The 20,909-nt window shown below is 57.4% G+C and carries 15 protein-coding genes and 1 pseudogene; 7 read left to right on the plus strand and 9 right to left on the minus strand.

The window, feature by feature from the left end:
- Positions 1 to 22: 22 nt before the first annotated feature.
- From ACSFE6_RS16285 to ACSFE6_RS16295, 3 genes and pseudogenes are all read right to left on the minus strand, one after another.
- Positions 23 to 664, minus strand: a complete 642-nt coding sequence (locus tag ACSFE6_RS16285) for a DUF1345 domain-containing protein (RefSeq protein WP_435428577.1) — start codon at positions 662 to 664, stop codon at positions 23 to 25.
- Between the two features lie 192 nt (positions 665 to 856).
- Positions 857 to 3,954: pseudogene (locus ACSFE6_RS16290) on the minus strand (multidrug efflux RND transporter permease subunit).
- 15 nt (positions 3,955 to 3,969) lie between these two features.
- Positions 3,970 to 5,127 (minus strand): efflux RND transporter periplasmic adaptor subunit, encoded by a 1,158-nt coding sequence (locus ACSFE6_RS16295; protein WP_435428578.1) that lies wholly within the window; start codon positions 5,125 to 5,127, stop codon positions 3,970 to 3,972.
- A gap of 292 nt (positions 5,128 to 5,419) precedes the next feature.
- Between ACSFE6_RS16295 and ACSFE6_RS16300 the strand changes: the two genes are divergently transcribed.
- The 3 genes from ACSFE6_RS16300 (at position 5,420) to ACSFE6_RS16310 (ending at position 7,785) form a co-directional block, all read left to right on the plus strand.
- The gene (locus ACSFE6_RS16300; protein WP_435428579.1) at positions 5,420 to 6,121 is read left to right on the plus strand and encodes a response regulator; all 702 of its coding nucleotides are present in this window, start codon (positions 5,420 to 5,422) and stop codon (positions 6,119 to 6,121) included.
- 4 nt (positions 6,122 to 6,125) lie between these two features.
- Positions 6,126 to 7,433: an ATP-binding protein gene (locus ACSFE6_RS16305; protein ID WP_435428580.1), complete on the plus strand. Its 1,308-nt coding sequence runs from the start codon at positions 6,126 to 6,128 to the stop codon at positions 7,431 to 7,433.
- Between the two features lie 85 nt (positions 7,434 to 7,518).
- Positions 7,519 to 7,785, plus strand: a complete 267-nt coding sequence (locus ACSFE6_RS16310) for a hypothetical protein (protein WP_435428581.1) — start codon at positions 7,519 to 7,521, stop codon at positions 7,783 to 7,785.
- Between the two features lie 54 nt (positions 7,786 to 7,839).
- Here the strand turns inward: ACSFE6_RS16310 and ACSFE6_RS16315 are convergent, their stop codons facing one another.
- Genes ACSFE6_RS16315 through ACSFE6_RS16325 form a run of 3 tightly spaced genes read right to left on the minus strand, consistent with a single transcriptional unit; the run spans position 7,840 to position 9,683 of the window.
- Positions 7,840 to 8,601 (minus strand): anti-sigma factor family protein, encoded by a 762-nt coding sequence (locus ACSFE6_RS16315; protein ID WP_435428582.1) that lies wholly within the window; start codon positions 8,599 to 8,601, stop codon positions 7,840 to 7,842.
- A complete protein-coding gene (locus ACSFE6_RS16320) occupies positions 8,598 to 9,095 on the minus strand; it encodes a sigma-70 family RNA polymerase sigma factor (RefSeq protein ID WP_435428605.1) in 498 nt (165 codons plus the stop codon). Before ACSFE6_RS16320 ends, ACSFE6_RS16315 begins: the two co-directional genes overlap by 4 nt.
- A gap of 54 nt (positions 9,096 to 9,149) precedes the next feature.
- Positions 9,150 to 9,683 (minus strand): tetratricopeptide repeat protein, encoded by a 534-nt coding sequence (locus tag ACSFE6_RS16325; RefSeq protein WP_435428583.1) that lies wholly within the window; start codon positions 9,681 to 9,683, stop codon positions 9,150 to 9,152.
- Positions 9,684 to 9,877: 194 nt separating this feature from the next.
- On the opposite strand from ACSFE6_RS16325, the gene ACSFE6_RS16330 reads away from it, so the two are divergent.
- Together ACSFE6_RS16330 and nudC are read left to right on the plus strand one after the other, a co-directional pair.
- Positions 9,878 to 10,690 (plus strand): crotonase/enoyl-CoA hydratase family protein, encoded by an 813-nt coding sequence (locus ACSFE6_RS16330; RefSeq protein WP_435428584.1) that lies wholly within the window; start codon positions 9,878 to 9,880, stop codon positions 10,688 to 10,690.
- A 7-nt stretch (positions 10,691 to 10,697) separates the two neighbouring features.
- Positions 10,698 to 11,528: an NAD(+) diphosphatase gene (nudC, locus tag ACSFE6_RS16335; protein WP_435428585.1), complete on the plus strand. Its 831-nt coding sequence runs from the start codon at positions 10,698 to 10,700 to the stop codon at positions 11,526 to 11,528.
- Here nudC and ACSFE6_RS16340 read toward each other — a convergent pair.
- From ACSFE6_RS16340 to ACSFE6_RS16350, 3 genes are all read right to left on the minus strand, one after another.
- Positions 11,496 to 12,275: a TSUP family transporter gene (locus tag ACSFE6_RS16340; protein WP_435428586.1), complete on the minus strand. Its 780-nt coding sequence runs from the start codon at positions 12,273 to 12,275 to the stop codon at positions 11,496 to 11,498. The two genes, nudC and ACSFE6_RS16340, sit on opposite strands and share 33 nt — an antisense overlap.
- Before the next feature lie 209 nt (positions 12,276 to 12,484).
- Complete coding sequence (locus ACSFE6_RS16345; RefSeq protein WP_435428587.1) at positions 12,485 to 12,961, minus strand: DUF1348 family protein; 477 nt, start codon at positions 12,959 to 12,961, stop codon at positions 12,485 to 12,487.
- Positions 12,962 to 13,010: 49 nt separating this feature from the next.
- Complete coding sequence (locus tag ACSFE6_RS16350; RefSeq protein WP_435428588.1) at positions 13,011 to 13,577, minus strand: TetR/AcrR family transcriptional regulator; 567 nt, start codon at positions 13,575 to 13,577, stop codon at positions 13,011 to 13,013.
- Between the two features lie 216 nt (positions 13,578 to 13,793).
- Here ACSFE6_RS16350 and pssA point away from each other — a divergent pair, with 216 nt between their 5' ends.
- Both pssA and ACSFE6_RS16360 read left to right on the plus strand, forming a co-directional pair.
- A complete protein-coding gene (gene pssA, locus ACSFE6_RS16355; protein ID WP_435428589.1) occupies positions 13,794 to 15,137 on the plus strand; it encodes a CDP-diacylglycerol--serine O-phosphatidyltransferase in 1,344 nt (447 codons plus the stop codon).
- Between the two features lie 321 nt (positions 15,138 to 15,458).
- Positions 15,459 to 20,885, plus strand: a complete 5,427-nt coding sequence (locus ACSFE6_RS16360; RefSeq protein ID WP_435428590.1) for a hypothetical protein — start codon at positions 15,459 to 15,461, stop codon at positions 20,883 to 20,885.
- Positions 20,886 to 20,909: the final 24 nt, after the last annotated feature.

Below are 20,909 nucleotides of genomic sequence, written 5' to 3' on the forward strand. Positions count from 1 at the left end.
GACTAGAACGTTTGTGCAAGGATCAGTTGAACAGCCCGGCGGCGATATTGATCGAGAAGCCGAGAATCGCCGTGTTGAACAAAAAACCGATCAACGATTGCGCCAGCACAATCTTGCGCAACTCACGTGTCGCGACGCCAACGTCCGACGTTTGCACTGCCACGCCAACCGTGAATGAGAAATACAAAAAATCCCAGTAGTTGGGCGTGGTCAGACCTTCGGCAAAACGCAGCGCCGGCTCCTTGCCGTCCCAGGTGTAAAACAGCCGCGCGTAATGCACGCTGAAGATCACCCCGATCAGCAGCCACGAGCCGAACACCGTCAGCGCGGTGAAACCGTAATGCAACAACTTGCGGGTGGTTTCCAGGTCTTTGCTGCCGGCCAGTTCGAAGGTGATGGTGGCCAGGCTGGCGATGGCGGCGATGCACACCACGAACAGCACCAGCCCGGCATTTTCGTCTTCGATCTCGGCAATGCGTTTCACGTCCGTGGCCTTGGAGCGCACTGTGAGCCAGAGCATCAGCACCAGATAACTCCAGACCCCGGCGTTCCAGCCGATGAGGATTTTGCCGATGATCGAATCGGCGGGAATCAGGATGCCAGCCGCAATGCCCAGGGTCGTGGCGGCGGACAGGCGGGGGTGGGTGTGGGTGAGGTAGGGCATGGGGGCTCGTTGGGCGGGGGTATGCACTCACCTTAGCCCAGCGTTGCCGGAAATGACCATATTCCCGAACTTTATGAAATCCCTTGTGGGAGCGAGCCTGCTCGCGAAGGCGTCATAACATCCAACACTTGTATGGCTGGTTAAACTGCTTTCGCGAGCAGGCTCGCTCCCACAATGGGTCGGTGGTGTTGGTCAGTTTTTGTCTTGGCGCTTGCGCACCCGCTTCATCACCACCACAAAAAACACTGGCACGAACACCACAGCCAAGGTCGCGGTGATCATGCCGCCGATCACGCCGGTGCCGATGGCTTGCTGGCTCGCCGAACTGGCGCCGGTGGCGATGGCCAGTGGTACCACGCCGAGGATGAAGGCCAGGGAAGTCATGACGATGGGGCGCAAGCGCAGGCGCGCGGCTTGCAGGGTGGCGTCGATCAGGTCGTGACCTTCATCAACCAGGCTCTTGGCGAATTCGATGATCAGGATCGCGTTCTTCGCCGACAGGCCGATGATGGTGATCAGGCCGACCTTGAAGAACACGTCGTTGGGCATGCCGCGCAAGGTCACGGCCAGTACCGCGCCGAGCACACCCAACGGCACCACCAGCAGCACCGAGGTCGGAATCGACCAGCTCTCGTACAACGCGGCCAGGCACAGGAACACGATCAGCAACGACAACCCGAGCAGGATCGGCGCCTGACTACCGGACAAGCGTTCCTGCAACGACAGGCCGGTCCATTCCTGGCCCAACCCCGCCGGCCCTTGCGCCACCAGCCGCTCGATTTCCGCCATGGCTTGCCCGGTGCTGTAACCCGGCTTCGGTTCGCCGGAAATGCTGATCGCCGGGTAACCGTTGTAGCGAGTCAACTGCGCCGGGCCCTGGGTCCACTTCGCTTGAACGAATGCCGACAGCGGTACCATGTTCCCGGCATTGTTGCGCACGTGAATCTTCAGCAGATCATCCACCTGACTGCGTTGATCGCCCTCGGCCTGGACCACCACCCGCTGCATCCGCCCCTGATTGGGGAAGTCGTTGATGTAGGCTGAACCGACGGCGGTGGACAGCACACTGCCAATGTCGGCAAAGGACACCCCCAGCGCATTGGCCTGCTTGCGGTCGACGATCAATTGCACCTGCGGCGCTTCGGCCAAGGCGCTTTCGCGCACGTTCATCAGGATCGGGCTTTTCTCGGCGGCGGCGAGCAACGCGGTGCGCGCCTGCATCAACGTGGCATGGCCGAGACCGCCACGGTCCTGCAAGCGGAACTCAAAACCGCTGGAAGTGCCGAGGCCGTCCACCGGAGGTGGCAGCACGGAGAAGGCCATGGCGTCCTTGATCTGGCTGAGAGCGATGTTGGCGCGGTCGGCAATCGAGCTCGCCGAATCGTCGCCGCTGCGCTCGGACCAGTCTTTCAAGGTGGTAAACGCCAACGCCGCATTCTGCCCGTTGCCGGAGAAGCTGAAGCCGAGAATCACCGTACTGTCCCCCACGCCGGGTTCCGTAGCGTTGTGCGCCTCGATCTGCTCGACCACCTGCACCGTGCGGTTCTTGCTTGCGCCCGGTGGCAACTGGATGTCGGTGATGGTGTAGCCCTGATCCTCCACCGGCAGGAACGAGGAAGGCAGGCGGCTGAAAAACAGCCCGAGGCCCACCAGCAGCACGACATAGATCAGCAAGTAGCGACCGCTGCGTTTCAGCGCATGGGCGACCCAGCCTTGATAACGATCGGTCAGTTGCTCGAACCGGCGGTTGAACCAACCGAAGAATCCGTTTTTTCGTGATGTTCGCCCTTGGCAATGGGCTTGAGCAACGTCGCACACAGCGCCGGGGTCAAGGTCAGGGCGAGGAAGGCCGAGAACAGGATCGAAGTCGCCATCGACAATGAGAACTGGCGGTAGATCACCCCGACCGAGCCCTGCATGAACGCCATCGGAATGAACACCGCCACCAGCACCAGGGTGATGCCGATGATCGCACCGGTGATCTGCTGCATCGCCTTGCGCGTCGCGTCCCTGGGCGACAGGCCTTCGCTGGCCATGATCCGTTCGACGTTCTCCACCACCACAATGGCGTCGTCCACCAGAATGCCGATGGCCAGCACCATGCCGAACATGGTCAGCACGTTGATCGAAAAACCCAGGGCCAGCATGGTCGCAAACGTACCCATCAGCGCCACCGGCACCACCAGCGTCGGGATCAGGGTGTAGCGGATGTTCTGGAGGAACAGGAACATCACTGCGAACACCAGCACCATCGCTTCAAGGAGGGTGTAAACCACCTTGGTGATCGAGACTTTGACGAAGGGCGAGGTGTCGTAAGGAATCTTGTATTCGACCTTGGCCGGGAAATAGCGCGACAGCTCATCCATCTTTGCCCGCACCAGGGTCGCGGTGCTCAGGGCATTGGCGCCGGGTGACAGTTGCACGCCGACCGCTGTGGAGGGTTTGCCGTTGAGGCGTGTGCCGAACTGATATTCCTGGCTGCCGATCTCGACCCGCGCCACGTCGCCGATACGCACGGTCGACCCGTCGGGATTGGCCTTGAGCACGATGTCGGCGAATTCTTCCGGTGTCGACAACTGGCCTTTGACCAGAATGGTCGCGGTGATTTCCTGGGTCGTGCGGCTCGGCAATTCGCCGATGCTGCCAGCGGACACCTGGGCGTTCTGCGCGACGATGGCAGCGTTAACGTCGGCCGGTGTCAGGTTGAAACCGATCAGCTTGCGCGGGTCGATCCAGATCCGCATCGCCCGTTCCGAACCATACAGCTGCGCCTTGCCGACACCGTCCAGACGCTTGATCTCGTTCATCACGTTGCGCGCCAGGTAATCGCTGAGCGCCACGTCGTCGAGCTTGCCATCGGTAGAGGTGAGGGTGATCAACAGCAGGAAACCGGCGGAGACTTTCTCCACCTGCAAGCCTTGCTGAGTCACGGCTTGAGGCAGGCGCGACTCCACGACTTTCAGGCGGTTTTGCACGTCCACCTGAGCCATTTCAGGATCGGTGCCAGGCTGGAAAGTGGCCTTGATCGTCGCGCTGCCGAGGCTGCTTTGCGATTCGAAGTACAGCAAGTGGTCGGCACCGTTGAGTTCTTCCTCGATCAGGCTGACCACGCTTTCGTCCACGGTCTGCGCCGAAGCACCGGGGTAGACGGCATAGATTTCGATCTGCGGCGGTGCGACGTCCGGGTACTGCGCCACCGGCAATTGCGGGATGGACAGCGCACCGGCGAGCAGGATGAACAGGGCGACCACCCAGGCGAACACCGGGCGGTCGATAAAGAACTGCGGCATAAACAAGCGTCCTGCTTACTGCCCGGAAACCTGGGCAAGGGGAAGAGGGGAGTCGTCGATCTGCACTTGCTCGCCGGGCTTGGCGTGTTGCAGGCCTTCGATGACGATGCGGTCGCCGGGCTTGAGGCCGCCAGTCACGATCCAGCGATCGTTCTGCACGGCGCCCAGCTCCACCAGTTGCTGGCCGATCCGTTGTTCGGCGTCGAGCAGCAGCACGTGTGCGATGCCGGCACTGTCTCGCTGGATCGCCCGTTGCGGCACGCTGATGCCTTGCGCAATCACCGCTTGCTCCAGGCGTACCCGCACGAAGCTGCCGGGCAGCAGGTCGAGGTCCGGATTGGGGAATTCGCTGCGCAGGATGATCTGCCCGGTGCCGGGGTCGACCGTGATGTCGCTGAACAGCAGCTTGCCCGGCAGCGGGTAGAGGCTGCCGTCGTCTTGAATCAGCGTGGCCCTGGCCTGTCCCTGGCCGACTTCTTTTAGTTGGCCGGAACGGAAGGCGCGGCGCAGGTCGTTGAGTTCGCGGGTCGATTGGGTCAAGTCAGCGTGGATCGGGTTCAGTTGCTGAATCAGCGCCAGCGGCGTGGTTTCGTTCTGTCCGACCAACGCACCCTCGGTGACCAACGCGCGACCGATGCGCCCGGAAATCGGCGCGGTGACGGTGGCGTAGCCGAGGTTGAGTGTCGCTCGCTCAACGGCGGCTTTACTGGCGGCCACGTCGGCGGCGGTTTGCCGCACAGTGGCCCGGGCATTGTCGTAATCCTGGCCACTGATGGCCTTGTCGTCGATCAACTGCGCATATCGCTGTTCTTGCAGCCGGGCCTGGAACGCATTGGCTTCGGCCTTGCGCAATGCGGCTTCGGCGCTGTCGAGGTCAGCCTTGAATGGCGCCGGATCGATGCGGAACAACACATCACCCTTTTTTACGTCGCTGCCTTCGCGGAAGGTACGTTGCAGGACCACGCCGGCGACCCGGGCGCGCACTTCGGCGATGCGTGGCGCGACGATGCGCCCGCTCAACTCGCTGCTGATCGACAGTGACCGGGTTTCAATGGTTTCGACACGCACGCTGGCCAAAGGCGCCTGTTCTTCGGCATTCGAGGATTTGTCGCAGGCGCTCAGCGTCAGGGCCAGAGCTACAAGACTGAGCCTGGCAAGCAGATTTTTTGACATGAATGACCCCAATAAAGACCCCCAGCATCCTACTGGGCGGCGGCGAGGGTAGCGGTGAAGCTTTGTTGGTGCTGTGTGAAATTGTGTAAGGGTTTTGCTCAGGTGCGGGTGAGGGCGTATATCCTTCAAGTCTTGAATTTTTTAGCGTCTGTCAGGCCGCTATCGCTGGCAAGCCAGCTCCCACAGTGGTTGATGGTGTAAACATGATTTATGTACACATCGGACCCTGTGGGAGCTGGCTTGCCAGCGATGAGGCCCTGACACACGCCACAGCACTTTCTGGAAACACCCCATGCCCAACATCCTCCTGGTCGAAGACGACGCCGCCCTCGCCGAATTGATTGCCAGCTACCTGGAACGCAATGGTTACTCCGTCAGTGTGATCAGCCGTGGCGATCAGGTGCGTGAGCGCGCGCGGGCCACACCTCCGGACCTGGTGATCCTCGACCTGATGCTGCCCGGTCTCGATGGCCTGCAAGTCTGCCGCCTGCTGCGCGCCGATTCGGCAGCGCTGCCGATCCTGATGCTCACCGCCCGCGACGACAGCCACGATCAGGTGTTGGGCCTGGAAATGGGCGCCGACGACTACGTCACCAAACCCTGCGAGCCACGGGTATTGCTGGCAAGGGTGAGGACCTTGCTGCGCCGCAGCAGCCTCAGCGAGCCGCAGACTGCCAACGACCGCATCCTCATGGGCAACCTGTGCATCGACTTGTCCGAGCGCACCGTGACCTGGCGCGAACAACCGGTGGAGCTGTCCAGCGGTGAATACAATCTGCTCGTGGTGCTGGCCCGGCATGCCGGTGAAGTGCTGAGCCGCGACCAGATTCTGCAACGTTTGCGCGGCATCGAATTCAACGGCACCGACCGCTCGGTGGACGTGGCGATCTCCAAGCTGCGGCGCAAATTCGACGACCATGCCGGCGAGGCGCGCAAGATCAAGACGGTGTGGGGCAAGGGCTACCTGTTCAGCCGTTCCGAGTGGGAATGCTGAGCCGATGTGCAGAATCCTGTTTCGCCTGTACCTGGTGACGATCATTTCGTACAGCGCCGCGATTTATCTGGTGCCGGACCTGGTGATCAAGGTCTTCCACGAACGCTTTGTCGCCTACAATCTCGATTATTCCCGAGGGTTGCAAACCCTCATCGTCAAGCAGTTCAAGGCTGTGCCGAGTGAACAATGGCCGGCGCTCACGGCGCAATTGGACAAGGAATTTCATCCGCTGCACATCGTTCTTAGCAGCAACGACGACCACGATTTTTCCGCCGATGAACAGCAGCGCTTGAAGCGTGGCGAGAACGTGGTGCGCATTGGCGACTGGGGCTGGCGCACCCTGGCGGTGGCGCCGCTGAACGAGCGCACCGTAGTGCAAATGATCGTGCCACCGGACCCAATGGACGTCAGCTTGCTGTACTGGAGCATTAACGTGCTGATCGGCGCGACCATGCTCGCCTGTCTGTTGCTGTGGCTGCGCCCGCACTGGCGCGATCTGGAACGGCTGAAAGGCGCCGCCGAACGCTTCGGCAAAGGTCACTTGAGCGAACGCACGCAGATTGCCCCCAGCTCCAACATCGGCAGCCTGGCCCACGTCTTCGACACCATGGCCGGCGATATCGAAAACTTGCTCAACCAGCAACGCGATCTGCTCAATGCGGTCTCCCACGAACTGCGCACGCCGCTGACCCGCCTGGATTTCGGCCTGGCCCTGGCCCTGTCCGACGACTTGCCCGTGACCAGTCGCGAACGCTTGCAGGGCTTGGTGGATCACATTCGCGAACTCGATGAGCTGGTGCTGGAGTTGCTGTCCTACAGTCGCCTGCAAAACCCGGCGCGGGTGCCGGAGCGGGTCGAGGTGTCGCTGGATGAATTCATCGACAGCATTCTGGGCAGCGTCGATGACGAGCAATCACCGGACATCGTCATCGACGTCCTGCTCCATGGCCAACTCGAACGCTTCAGCCTCGACCCGCGCCTGACCGCCCGCGCCCTGCAAAACCTGCTGCGCAACGCCATGCGCTACTGCGAAAAACGCATTCAGGTCGGCGTTCGGGTCTGCCCCAAAGGCTGTGAGATCTGGGTGGACGATGACGGTATTGGCATCCCCGATAACGAACGCGAGCGAATCTTCGAACCCTTCTACCGCCTCGACCGCAGCCGCGATCGCGCCACGGGCGGGTTTGGTTTGGGATTGGCGATCAGTCGGCGGGCGCTGGAAGCGCAGGGGGGGATGTTGACGGTTGAAGCTTCGCCGCTGGGAGGGGCGCGTTTTCGGTTGTGGTTGCCGAACCGTACCTGTCAAACCTGACAGTAGTCACAGTCACCATTTAGGCGTTCCATTGTCCCTACGCAGTCAGGCAGTCGCGCCATGCACCGATGACTGGAGAGTGGAGATGAAAGAACCAACAACAAGAACCGGCAAAGGGACGATCAACGCGATCAGGCTAGTTTGGATCGATGCCATGTGGACCAAATTTGCCATGGTCATGCCGGATGATGGTTGCTCGAGGCTGGCGGTCAGGATCGGTCCTAATCTATCGGTGGGAGGGCAGGATATGTTCCTGGTGGGTGACAAGGTGAAATACACCCTTGTTCTGGATTCGTTGGGAGAATTTCCGCGGGCGCAGGATCTTGTGAAGGCTGGCAGCAGAACGGCCTGATCAGCCAATGTCACAACGCGCCTGTAGGCGCAGCCTTCGGCAGCTCCTACAGGGTCAAGCGCTTAAGCGCGCGCGGAGTGCCCGGGCCATCTCCTCCAGATCCGCCATCGGATTACGCCCGATCAGCATCCACGCATGTTCCATGTCCGCCCAATGGACAATGTTCATCTCGTGCCGGATTTCCCGGGCTAAATGCCGGCTGCCGCTGTTGGAACGGGTGATGCACAGCGCCATCGGACCGTGGACCGGGTCGAGGTAGGTGATCTGGGCGATGGGTACGCCGTCATACTCGAGGATTTGCGCGCGTTTGAACTCGGCGCGGGCCAAGGTCAGTTGTGCGGGCGCCAGGCGCAGGCCCAAGCGCGCATCGATGGTGCGCAACTGCATGCGTTGGGCCGCTTCGTCGCTGGGCAGGTGGTCGAGGGTTTGCGGTACATAAAGCACCATGTAGTCCGCCACCAACTGCCGCCAGCTGGTTTTTTCCTGGCTCAATTGCCAGCCGAGGAACAAGCGATCCGCGAGTATTCCACCCGCCACCAGCCCGGCTGCCGCCGCGAGGAACCTGCGGCGATTAAGTGTTGGACGGGCCGGCGAGGGCAGGGTATCGAGCATGGCCTGCAGGCGATCCACCGGTGCCTGGCGCCCCAGTTCGTCGTAGGCGGCCTTGAACGGCAGGCTGCTGCGGTTCAGCCATTGCAGGCGCAGGCCCAGCATCGGATCTTCAGAAATGGCCGCATCGATACGCTGACGCTGCTCAGCGTCGAGCTGGTCGTCCAGATAAGCCACCAGTTGCTCATCCGGGATTCGCGCGTTCATCGACGTTCTCCGCGGGAAGGGTTGGGTACGGACTGCAATGGCGGATACTCGGCAAGTTTGCTCCGGGCTGCGGCCAGACGGCTCATCACGGTGCCGATGGGCACTTGCAGCACCTCGGCGACTTCGCGATAGGACAGGCCTTCGACATAGGCCAGAAAAACCGTTTCGCGCTGGGCTTCAGGTAACGCGTCGACACGGCGGATGACCTGCGCCGCCAGGACATGGGTTTGCGCCGCGTACTCACCGTCGAACGACAACACCTCTTCGCCCTCCATCGTGCCTTGACCGTTGCGCACCCGCCGGGCCCGCACTTCGTTGAGCCAGACCGAATGCAGAATGCTCATCAACCAGCGATCCATGCGCGTGCCTGACTCGAATTGCCCGGCCCGTTCCAGCGCCCGCACACAGGTGGCTTGCACCAGGTCCTCGGCCACATGCCGTTGCCGGGACAATAGCAAGCCGTAGCGCCACAAACGCGCCAGGTGCTGGCCCAGTTCTGCCCGTATTGCCTGATCGCTGGCGATAACGGCCTCCGTTGTTTCGCAAAGTCAGGTTTTCGATGAATGGTTGATGGCTTCAGCCAGGTCCTGGTATTCCTCGCAGGAGGTGTTACCACAGATTGATTTGATCTGTTGCAATTGCTCCTGGGCGAGGTCCAGTTGACCCTTGATCACATAAGCTTCGCCCAGGTATTCGCGGACCTTGGCGTAGTGTGGATCGAGTTTGACCGATTGCAGGTAAAAAGCGATGCCTTCGTCGGTGCGCCCCAGTTTACGCGTCGCGTAACCGCGATAGTTCAAGGCTTTGGCAGTGTTCGGCTGCTCCAGCGTGTCGAGCAGCGCCAGGGCTTCTTCGTAACGCCCGTCCTTGGCCAATTGATAGGCGTAATCGGTGCGGTCGGCGTCGGGCACGAGTTTGCTGGTTTGCTTGACGCATCTTTGTCCCTTGGTGTCGAACACCTGCCCCCTGGGGCACTGGGGCCTGGCGGGCGAGTCGTCCTCGCCATTGGCCCAGGCTTGTGAGCTGGACAACACGGTAACAAGGATAAGCGGCGCGGCGAATATCGAATAGCGGCTATTCATTGGCATGCTCCAAGGGTGTCGGCGACCTGCAAATATTGAACACGCCAGCGTGAACAATTATTCATTTTTTTTGCGGTGTTCTACTCAAGGAAAGCATCACACAATCCCGACCAGTCCCGCATTTGGCCGAACCGCCACCTCACGGCCTTGTTATAGTCGGGCCTCTTTTTTTGCCCGCTAAAAGGATCACCGGCATGTCCCAATACACCGCGTTCAACGTCGAACTGGTCGATAAAATCGCTCATGTGCAGATCAATCGCCCGGAAAAAATCAACTCGATGAACGCCGCGTTCTGGAGCGAAATCGTCGAGATTTTCCAGTGGATCGACGACACCGACGACGTACGTGTGGTGGTACTCAGCGGTAACGGCAAGCACTTTTCCTCCGGCATCGACCTGATGATGCTGGCCGGCGTGGCCAATGAACTGGGCAAGGACGTCGGGCGCAACGCGCGGCTGCTGCGGCGCAAGATTCTGAACCTGCAAGCGTCGTTCAACGCCGTCGACAACTGCCGCAAACCGGTGCTCGCGGCCATCCAGGGTTATTGCCTGGGCGGTGCCATCGACCTGATCGCCGCCTGTGACATGCGCTACGCGGCCGAGGATGCGCAGTTTTCGATCAAGGAAATCGACATCGGCATGGCCGCCGACGTCGGCACGCTACAACGCTTGCCGCGAATCATTGGTGACGGCATGCTGCGTGAACTGGCTTACACTGGTCGCAACTTCGGTGCCGAAGAAGCCTGGGGCATGGGCTTGGTCAATCGCGTCTACAGCGATACCGCCAGCCTGCTCGACGGTGTCATGGGCATTGCCCGCGAGATTGCGAGCAAGTCGCCGATTGCCGTCACCGGCACCAAGGAAATGATCAGCTACATGCGCGATCATCGCATCGATGATGGCCTGGAATACGTTGCCACCTGGAACGCCGCCATGTTGCAATCCACCGACTTGCGCGTGGCCATGGCTGCCCATATGAGCAAACAGAAACCTGAATTTCTGGATTGATTGAAAAATGATTTCACGCTGGACCACTGCAGTTCTGGACACCGATCAACCGGGCGGTTGGGCCGTGGCCCGCAGTCCTGAAGGCTTCCTGTTCGATGACAATGGCGCGTTGTTCCCCCGTGAATGGCTCAAGCGCCAGGATTTGCCGGTGCTCGCCGAGCATGGCATCGGTCACCTCGACGGCGAGCCGGTGTATTTGCTGGAGCTTCGCAGTCACAGCGACGTGCCGGGCTGCAACTGGAAAGGCCTGCGGGCGTTCATGCTCGATGGCGATCACACGGTCTACAAGGTGCTCGGTTATGCCGCGCAGATCGGCACCTGGGCCCGTGAGCATCGCTTTTGCGGTAACTGCGGTCAGGCGATGACCCAGGTACCGCGGGAGCGGGCAATGTATTGCCAGCCATGCGATTTGCGCAGTTATCCGCGTATTTCACCGAGCATGATCGTGCTGGTGACCCGTGGCGATGAGGTGCTGTTGGCACGCTCGCCACGGTTCGTCTCCGGGGTCTACAGCACGTTGGCGGGGTTTGCCGAGCCGGGCGAATCGGCCGAGGATTGCCTGATTCGCGAGGTTCGCGAAGAAGTGCGGATCGAGGTCAAGAACATCCAGTACATGGGTAGCCAGTGCTGGCCCTTCCCCCATTCGATGATGCTCGGTTTTCATGCCGAGTACGCCGGGGGCGAAATCGTCTGCCAGGAAGACGAGATCGAAGACGCCCAGTGGTTCAACGTTCACGCGTTGCCGCCGTTGCCGGCGTCTCGCTCGATTGCCCGCTACCTGATCGACGTGTACGTAGCGCGGCGTTTAGGCCACGCTGAACCAGTGTTGCCAGGCTAGTCGCACGGTCAAGCCCAATACCACGGTGATGAACACCGGACGAATGAACTTCGCGCCGCCGCTGATGGCGGTGCGAGCACCGAAGAACGCCCCGACCATCACGGACAGGCCCATGCACAGGCCGATGATCCAGTCCACTTGCCCTGAAAATATGAACACCGACAGCGCCGCGATGTTGCTGACGAAGTTCATGCTGCGCGCCACGCCACTGGCTTTCACCAGATCGATCGGGTACATCAGCAGGCTGCTGACCGTCCAGAATGCACCGGTGCCCGGACCCGCCACGCCATCGTAGAAACCGAGGGTGAACCCCTGGGTCGATTGCCACTTCTTTTTAATCGGTGCATCGCTGTCCAGCGGCGCTTTCGGCGTGCCGCCAAACAGCAGGTAAATGCCACAGGCGAAGACGATCACCGGCAGCATCTTGTTCAGCCACTCGGCAGGCAGGTAATGCGCGACCCCGGCACCGGCGAGTGCGCCGACCAGGGTGCCGATGATGGCGTGCATCCATTGCCGGGGGTGGAACAGCTTGCGACGGTAGAAGGTGAAGCTGGCGGTGGCCGAACCAAAGGTCGAACTGAGTTTGTTGGTGCCCAGCACCAGATGCGGCGGCAGGCCCGCAGTCAGCAACGCCGGGGTGGTCAACAGACCGCCACCGCCGGCGATGGCATCGATAAAACCGGCAATGAAAGCGACAAGGGCCAGAATGGCCAGGGTGAAGAGGTCAACACTGAGTTCGAAAGGCATGGAATCGGCTTAATCGGCAGGGTGCAGCAAGGGGGCTGCGGGGAAGGGGCGGTATCTTACCTGTATCCAACTGTCGCGGCGACCCGCCTGGTCTCTCCACAAACCCTTGTGGGAGCGAGCCTGCCCGCGAAAGCGGCCTATCAGTCAACATAGATGTTGAATCTGATGGCCTCTTCGCGAGCAGGCGCGCTCCCACAGGGTAATAATGTTTACAGGCCCAGATCGGAAAGGCCCGGATGATCGTCAGGACGGCGCCCCAGCGGCCAGTGGAACTTGCGCTCGCTTTCCTTGATCGGCAGGTCGTTGATGCAGGCAAATCGATTGGCCATCAAGCCATTCTCGTCGAACTCCCAGTTCTCGTTGCCATAGGAACGGAACCAGTTGCCCGAATCGTCGTGCCATTCATAGGCATAGCGCACGGCGATGCGGTTGCCGGTGAAGGCCCAGAGTTCCTTGATCAGACGGTAGTCCAGTTCCTTGGCCCATTTGCGCGTCAGGAAGCCCTTGGCCTCTTCGCGGTTGTGGGCGAACTCGGCGCGGTTGCGCCATTGGGTGTCCAGGGTATAGGCCAGCGATACACGTTCCGGGTCGCGTGAGTTCCAGCCATCTTCGGCCAGGCGAACTTTTTCGATGGCCGATTCACGGGTGAACGGCGGCAATGGCGGACGAACTTCGGCGTTAGACATTTCAAGTCTCCGTTAAGTTAAGTAGAGCTAGATGTCGGGCTTGATTAAGTTATGACAGGTCCAATAACTTACGCGCCATGCATTGCGCATTATCGGCGGCACTGTGATCACCCATTACAAGCGCCACGGTAATGGCACCGTCAATCAGGATCAGCAGCTGTTTGCCCAGCAGTTGCGGATCCTTGGCGCCATGTTCGGTACACAGCTCGCACAGGTAGTCGAGCAGTTTCTGTTTGTGGTCCTTGGCGACCAGGCGGACCGGGTCTTGCGGATCGCCGGTTTCGCCACTGGTGTTGATGAAGGCGCAACCGCGAAAGCCTTCCGACACGAACCAGGACTTGAGCACGGTAAACAGATTGAGCAGGCGGTCGGCCGGGGTCTCGGCCTGATCGACCGCGCTTCTGTACCAATGCATCCAGCGTTGATCGCGGCGTTGCAAAGCCGCGACGGTGAGCTCCTCCTTGTTGGCGAAGTAGCGGTAGATACTTTTTCTGGAGACACCGGCGGTTTTCACCAGAAGATCCATGCCGGTGGCAGCGATGCCACTTTTGTAGATCAACTTTTCGGTGACATCCAGGATGATGTCGCGTGTGTCGTTGCTGTTTGATTCGTTCATGTGGCGAACAGTAGAACGATCGTTCTCCTTGGTCAATAGATTATTTTTCGGGCAGTGAAATTGCCATCGCGAGCAAGCTCGCTCCTACAGGGAGACGCATTTCAAATGCGGGAGCGAGCCTGCTCGCGAAGAGGGCATTACAGTCGCTGACGAGACCCAAGCCGATCCATGGTGTAAGCTCTCAAACTCTCTGGATTCGACCCGATTGCGAGCCCTATGCCGTTGCTTTTCAAACGTTCCCTGCTGCCCAAACTGCGCAGTTTTCCGCTGACCGCCGATGCCGTCACCATCCTCTCTGGCGCTGCCGAGTTCCGTCGTTGCCTGCTCGAGAAAATTGCCAGCGCCACCCAGCGTATTTATATCGTCGCCCTGTATCTGCAACAGGATGAAGCTGGCCAGGAGATTCTCGATGCCCTGCACACCGCCAAACTGGCGCGCCCGCACCTGGACGTGGTGGTGGTCGTTGACTGGCTGCGCGCCCAGCGCGGCCTGATCGGTGCCGGCAAGCAACCGGGCAACGCCGCCTGGTATCAGGAAATGACCCGTACCCATGAAAGTGTGGTACCGGTGTACGGCGTGCCGGTGCAGACCCGCGAGTTGTTCGGGGTGCTGCATTTGAAAGGCTTCGTCATCGATGACTGCGTGATCTACAGCGGCGCGAGCCTGAACAACGTCTACCTGCACAAATTCGACAAGTACCGTTACGACCGTTATCACCTGTTGCACAACTCTGCCTTGGCCGATTCGATGCAACATCTGATTCAGCATGGGCTGGTGGCGTCGAAGGCAGTACACCGCCTCGATCTGCCGAACCTGCCGACCACCCGCAGCTTGCGCAACGACATTGGCGACCTGCGCAGTCGCCTCAAGCACGCTGCGTACGACACCACCCAGGGCTCAACGGACAGGAGCGGTCTGTCGGTCTGCCCATTGCTCGGTGTCGGCAAGAACAACCCGCTGAACCGGGCGATTTGCGAACTGATCGCCAGTGCCCAGCAGCAGCTAACCATCTGCACGCCGTACTTTAATTTGCCGCTGGCGATTATCCGTGAGATCAACCGGGCACTGGCCCGTGGCGTGAAAATCGACATCGTGGTCGGCGACAAGACCGCCAACGATTTCTACATTCCGCCGAGCGAGCCCTTCAAGGTGATCTCGGCGCTGCCGTATCTCTACGAAATCAGCCTGCGCCGCTTCGCCAAGCGCCATCAGCGCAACATCGACAGCGGCCAGTTGAACCTGCACCTGTGGAAGGATGGCGACCATACCTACCATCTAAAAGGCATGTGGATCGACAAGCGCTACACCTTGCTGACAGGCAACAACCTCAACCCACGGGCGTTTCGCCTCGACCTGGAAAACGCCTTGTTGATCGATGATCCAAAAGGCGAATTGCTTGAGCCGCGTGGCAAGGAACTGAAAGAGATCTTCCAGTACACGACGCGCATTGAGCGCTATCAGGATCTGGAAACATTGCCGGAGTATCCGTCGGGGGTGGCGAAGTTTCTCAAGCGAGTGAGTCGGGTGCGGATTGAGCGGTTGCTGTATCGTATTTTGTGACGCGCGGCAGGCCACTGACGCAGATTTGGCTTGAGGGGAGAGCACTTGATATAAGCCTTTTTTGAAAGTGCTCTTTGAACCAACACTTTAGGTTGAAGCGGCCATCTTCTGGAAAAGGAATTTCCAATGCCCGGTTCATCCGTATCCTCTTATACAAGTATTTCGGTTGCATCCTTACGACCTCTTGAAGTAAGTGCAAACGTGTTTAAGGTCGGTAGGCCGTTGTTGAGTGTCAGGAATACCTCATTTTGTTTAAATAAGGGTTTGACACAACTTAATTCGGAAACAATAAAACACGCTATTGCTCCCCCGGTGTATAGCGTGAAATACGCTGGCCAAGCCGACCTTGTCTACAATCAAACCTCTATGGATAAATACTGGGAGTTTGTACAAAAATACTTGGAGACCGAGAAGCTATCAGCGCCAGAGATGTTTGCCATACTGAGCAGCGGTCTCTTGTACACAGCAACTGGCAGTAGGCTAGCGAAGTTATTTGTTGACGCGGCAATACGCTCGATTAGACCCGAGGGTGATTCAGCGGCAGAAAAACTGCGCGTATTATTGGAGGCGATTTGCTGTTTCCCCCCTTGCCAATGGGGGGGCGAGCTCCTTGAGCGTTTAAAAATTCCTCAGTCTGGTGCCAAGGAAGGCATTGCCGAATGGTTACCAGATACGCAATGGCAATCCCTTAAAAAGATCATCAGGGATTGTCGGCCATCCATCGGGCCATGGCTTGAAGGAGAACTCGATAACGATTCAGAAAACGTAGATCGGCTCGATTGCACGCTGTCCAAACTCGAAGAGTTTTTTGAATGCTGTCCCACCTCCAAGGATGCAAAAAATCTGCTGGGCGAGTTTCTTGACGATCTGACATACACCAAGGGTAGAGAAAACTTCCCCGACCAGCAAAAACGTGCGCTTTATGAACTCTGGCGAAGTATTGAGCCACCATCGACACCGTCATCCGCTGTGTTTCTGGATAGCGTGCAACTTTTTGTTAACAGTATCAACTCTGCGTTGGATGGGGCGCGGGCGTTGTCAGTCAAGGATGTGGGGCATGGAATTTATAGTAATACGAAGTCCGCCATGCACTTCATTGCAAATAAGATAGCGAGTCTCGTGTTTCGCTCCTCGCTTGTACCCTCCGAAGTCGTGCCCATGAAAACCGGAAACGAGGGCGGCTTTACATTGTTATCGACGCTTCGGGAAATCGAACTCAAGGGTGATTTTTACGACTATGTCGACCCCTGCGGGCTGCGAGACATAAACGCATTGGCAGCCAAAATCATGTGTGTAATGAACGTCTTGAAATCTTTTACAGATATGAATCCTATGGATAGGGTTGGACCTCCTCGTTCGCCACCAAATCTACGTCAAATTACCTATGTGCCCAAACCTCAAGCGCAACACGTTAAGCCTGCACCAGAGAAAGCAGTTTTCTCCGCTGTGAGTATGTCCGAGCAAGTCGGACAGTTCGCCCAACAGGCGGATCAACTATTGAACCAAGCCATTCACGTATTTACCGGCTGGAACCCCGTCGCCGCTGTGGAACTTGAAGACCTGAGCGATCAGCTCAAAGCGTTCAAGGAGAAGCTCTTGAATGCTAACGTGAAGACTCCATTCGCAGGCGTTCCATCTTCTTCGTACGGCGCAGTGGGTAATCCTTATGGCAATACCGTCGAGCAAGTTGAGCCGGGTATTCTGGAAAAGTTTGGCATCCAACTCGCTGAATGGCTTAAGTCAACTGCCAATTACTTGGCAGTTGCAGGCGTGACGACATCGAGCACTGCAATCACCTTTATCAGGCAGCGCCCTCGCGCCACCGCTACGGTAGGGTTCGCCGCAATTCATGCTGCGATAAGCGACTTTCACAACCGATGGTTCGGCGACGCTGCCACGCCTGTAGACCCGCATTTAGCTCCGGAGGCCGATCCCGCGCTTCGGGAATTCATCATCGATAATGTGGTTTTGACCCTGAATGAAATGCCCGAAGTGGATCAATACGTCAGGGAGCGACTGAACGCTTCAAGTTACGACGATCCTCATTTGGATCCCGACTTGGTGGCGGATGTTAAATCCTTCTTGCAACAACCGGTTCCATCGAATCCGGAAGAGACGTATGCAGAGTTGGTTGATGAGAGCGTTTTAAATTCCAAGGATCGTTACTCTCGCCTGATGTTTTCACATTTCGACGTTGACGAAAATGGAAATACACACGTCGTGCAAGAGGATATCCCTGCACATTCGCAACGCGTCGAAAGCAGTGAGCCCGCCGATGAGAGCGCACAATGGGTACTCGAGGCAGTCAATCAGGAACAATTGACTCAAGTCGCCGATGGAACCCTGCAAACAAGTATTGTGGAAAGGTTGGAGTCTGAACATGATTTTCTGGTGACCGCCCCGAAAGACAGTTCGATGAGCAAGCCTCTGGAGCTATATGAACAGGCATTGAACGACCCCAAAGTAAATGCATGGTTTGAGTCCAAGGGTTTGGATGTGAGTACGTTGATTATTCACAAGGACTCTGTTTCAGGAACTGTCACGCGTGACGGTGTGAGCACTCACCAAAAATTTAGCGTATGGGATACCTCGGGATGGTGGCAGGCCTCAAGCGAACTGCTGCCAATCCTGGCGTTGCTCGACCCCAAAGATGTTGGGTTGCGCTACATAGATGAAGATTGGTCCACCATTCCTGTTGCAGTGGCGCTTAACTTTTATGGAGTGACTCCACCCACTTCTGAAGCGAACGCAAAAAGCCTTGCAAGCCAACTGAAAGCATCGGACTGGCCCGCGTTCACTGCCAGTAAAAAGGCTCGTTTGAAAAAAGCGATTGAAGGTGTTGAGCGGGGCACCCATGAGGCCGGTGTACGTGCACAACTTATTAACGCTCTCGAGCTCAGTGTAGCGGGCAAGGCTGAGAACGCGACTGTTTCGTTGTCCGGAAAAATGGCTGGTTTCGTCAGTCTTTCATTGACTGAAAAGAGCGAGAAGATTCGCAAACACTTGAACGATTTTGTCGCGTTACCGGCGATGGTTAATATTTGTAAGGCAAGAGGAATTGATTGTAGTAAGCATCCCGTCAGGCTCACTGAAAAAAGGATTCAGGTGTACTTCAAGGATAAGTGGATTAATCTGGCTGGTGCGATCAACAATAATCCGGTTCTAAAGGGGAAACTCGATGAGTTGATAGCGCATGCGGAAAACACAGGAGGTGCACTGTACACCAATAGTTCCAACGATTTATTGCAAATGATACGTTTTATGGGATTCGATGTACCTGAAAATGCAGGTGGAATACGCAATGTTATTCGCTGGCTGAAAACGTCGCTACCTCCATCACCACCGTTGGGTAACTATGCAGCCGGGTTACTGAGCGGAACCGCCACGGGTTTCATGCTTTCTGAAACGGATAGAGCCCTTCTCATTGAATGGTCAAATAAGCCATTGAGTGGGGTTCCTTCAATTCTTCATGCTTTGGGGTTCAACACGCTTCCCAACGACGCTGCTGAAAATATACGCAACAAGGCCGAGCTTATACTGAACCTGATGCTCAACAGTGGAAGACTGAATGTAGATAGTTGGGGTCAACGATTTGTTGAGAAGCTCGGCTGGTACGGCGCTGCCAACGGAGAGACGTCGTCGATGTACCAGTACCAGCAACTTTTGTTGGCTGCGATCAAACTAAACGTAGATCCCGATGCCCCTGGAAAGTTTGGCACCATAGCGGGTTATGACATTTATCAAGCGAAAAACATGGGGCGTGATTTCGGCGCGATACGTACCGATATAGAAGAGCACCTGATAAAAAACAAAGGGGTAAGTGCCGGGGCAGCGCCGTTGGTGGCGAATCTGTTTCTGGCCGATGTCGCGCCGGAATTTCTGGTGACCGTCAATAGTACAATCCTCATGGGGTCCGCCAGCTGGTTAACCTTGCGCTTGGGTACCGTCATTGCCGAGACAACGAACCCTGGATGTTCCCGTGGATTAACTGATCAGCAGCTCATGGAGTTGGCGGTGCTTGAGCCGGTCACGGCAGAACATCGTCTGTTGGTTCAGAACATGGGCGTCGATATCATGGTGGCATGGGGTGTCATGAACGGGGTAATTCAATCCCGCGCGACATCTGTCTACTCGAAGGACGACTACGAAAACGCAGCCAGAAGTTTTGACCTGCAACAAAAAGAACAGACTGAAGCTTTCAGGGCGCTTGCCAAGCCACTGATATCTCGTGAAGACCTGGCCCTTGCTGAGCTCCGTAAAATTTTTCCAGGTATCGCTGATGATCAAATCAGGGGAGTGAAGCTCTGGAATAAAAAACTAAGTGTCGGGATTAATCATCAGATGATGAGCGGAAGCGGCCAGTCACTCCTTGAAGTGTATATGTCTGGCAAGTTGAACGGTGACTGGAAGGTACTTGTTAATGACGAGGAGTTTCAGGAGAAGCGAAAGCAACTGCCTGACATCAATGAGATCTTGAGATCTTCCGTTGATGCCTACTTCGATGAATACCAGGAAGGTTTTATCAATTCGATCAGATTGTTGTTTTCCGGATTACCCCTGGAAGACCGCCAATGTCTAGAGTTGGGCAAGGTGGAATTATTCACTCTGCGTGAAGAAACAGATGTTGCTATTGACTCTGAAACTCCGGAGATACGCGCGTCGTTTCGTGGGCGGTTTGGGACGCTGATACGCTGTGAGCACCAAGGAAAGGTCATCTACTTTGAGGTGTTTCCAGCCCGGATGAAAATCATCAAACGTACCGACTTGCCAGCTGATTTGAAGTTGGGCGGAATTCCGAAAGTTGATGGTTCCCCCTTAGACCCAGGCTATCCGCACCTTTTAGCAGTAAAAGAACGAGGGTCGGAACTGTCATTCGACTTCCAGGCCTATTCAACCGGTACCGAGCCCAGGGCAAATGTCAAATCGTCGAAGTTGATTGTCGAGAAGCTGGGTGACGGTTTTTCCGCCAAACCTCTGAGGGTGGGAGACAATAAAGCTACTGCTGTTCCAAATAGCTACTTTTCCAGCCGTATCTTACAGATCGCCAATCGCCTGATCAGTGATAATTTCCTGCAGGGGCGTAAAGAATTCATTCTTAAAAGTGCAAAAGGGGAAACCTCTCTAGAGAGGTGGGACGCTTACTGGCGATCCGTGGGCGAGTATTTAGTGCAACTAATACCCTTCGTTGGTTGTGTGCAGGACATTGCTTCTGGAGAGCGGGATAGGGTCTTATTCGGTGTTTTCAGCTGTTCCATGGATGCGTTAATGATCGTGCTCGGTCTGTCTGGCGGGGCAGCCAAAATAGCTGGTCTGGCGAAGTCCGTCGTACCGGTCAAGTACAAGGCTTTCCAGATAATGAAAATCGCCACCACTTCACTCGTTTCCGCGTCCAATCCATTTGGTGGGGCGCGGGATTTGATGAAAGGGGGGGTGAGTACTCTGAAAAATGTCGGCAATTTTGTATCGAGCGGCGTATGCCACGCCACCGTAAGCGGTGCGATGCTCCTGCTCACTGGCGTCGACAAGCTCAGGATTTTTTTGGGAGGAAGGATTTTCGAGGCAGTTAGCAGTCCGCCAACGCCAGGGTGGCAGGAGGCGCAACTCGCAAGCTGCACCGGCTTGTTGGGAGGAATTAAAACATCCGCTGTACAGGTCAACGGAAAATGGTACGGGATTGATAATGACGGGCGCCCCTTTGGTCCGCCCCTCAGTGGTTTCACTCCTTTGAATCCACCAGACCAAGCTTGATCTGATCGGGATCCTGCCCGAGCA

Source organism: Pseudomonas baetica, assembly GCF_051216495.1.
GTDB lineage: Bacteria > Pseudomonadota > Gammaproteobacteria > Pseudomonadales > Pseudomonadaceae > Aquipseudomonas > Aquipseudomonas baetica_B.